This is a genomic window from Sphingobacterium cavernae, assembly GCF_008520265.1.
GTDB classification, from domain to species: domain Bacteria; phylum Bacteroidota; class Bacteroidia; order Sphingobacteriales; family Sphingobacteriaceae; genus Sphingobacterium; species Sphingobacterium cavernae.
The window spans coordinates 1-574 of the sequence record NZ_VIQM01000031.1 but is presented as its reverse complement, the minus strand read 5'-3'; the positions used below and the strand labels follow the sequence as shown (position 1 = coordinate 574).

The window sequence follows — 574 nt, the reverse complement described above, 5'->3', positions numbered from 1 at the left end:
TTCACCTCTTCCCATTCCGAACAGAGAAGTTAAGCCCGCCCGAGCCGATGGTATTGCCGTAACAGGTGGGAGAGTAGGTCGGTGCCTTTTTTTATACAACAGCCTTAGTACATTATGTACTAAGGCTTTTTTGCGTTTAAAATTTTCATTTATAGCATATTTAGTTAAAATTTATTCCAAATTGTTCTTGAAACTACAGTTACATCTTTTGGAAAATAGATTTTCCAGGTCAAGCTTATAGTATAATAGGCCGTGTCAAAGTGGTGCAAAGCATCGTAATCAATAATCAACTTTATTTGTCTTTTGATTAATTAGAACTGGAATTTCAGAATCACAAACAAAGAATTAATACAATCTATTAACCTCGCTCACTGATTTAGTTTTGGATATTAATGGAATTTTACCACTTATAAGAATGTTGTGAAAGCATCAACTGATGCCTTTAACGGATCATGTACAAAACCTGTGGACTAAGCAAATAACTTAGTCAATCTGAATAAGAAAAAATTGATATCACGAACCCCTCTAAACTGACTTCTGAATGCTTTTATTTTTGCATTAAAAGATTCTGCTG

1 rRNA gene is annotated in these 574 nt (G+C 33.8%); it reads left to right on the top strand.

Going from position 1 to position 574, the window contains the following annotated elements:
* Positions 1–90: ribosomal RNA gene (gene rrf / locus FLS47_RS06285) — 5S ribosomal RNA — on the top strand; the annotation flags it as partial.
* Positions 91–574 lie beyond the last annotated feature (484 nt).